Source organism: Pollutimonas rozaliensis (genome assembly GCF_048751585.1).
In the GTDB taxonomy this organism is placed as follows: Bacteria; Pseudomonadota; Gammaproteobacteria; order Burkholderiales; family Burkholderiaceae_B.
Window position 1 is genome coordinate 1 of the sequence record NZ_JAZHOB010000226.1, and the last position, 257, is coordinate 257.

Annotated in this window: 1 pseudogene; it reads right to left on the minus strand. The window is 46.7% G+C overall.

Annotation, left to right across the window (positions count from 1 at the left end):
* Nucleotides 1-39 precede the first annotated feature (39 nt).
* A pseudogene (locus tag V0R37_RS22685) lies at nt 40-257 on the minus strand (hypothetical protein); the annotation flags it as partial.

Below are 257 nucleotides of genomic sequence, written 5' to 3' on the forward strand. Positions count from 1 at the left end.
AAAAGGAGAGCGATGCTCTCCTTTTTTGGTTGGCGGTGTTTAGCGACTTTCAATATCGAGCCAGAATTTATCGTCAATTGCCTGAGTCTCATTACTCAGATGTGGGTTGTCGACCCGAATAAATGTGCGCTCACCAATATTGGCTTTCTCAACGGTCTCTTTTACCAGAGGGGCATTCTCAAAAAATTCGATGAAGGATCCGTCTTGATAGGCGGCCGCAAAGGCATCGTTGAGCATGGTCGCTACCTCTGGGTTTT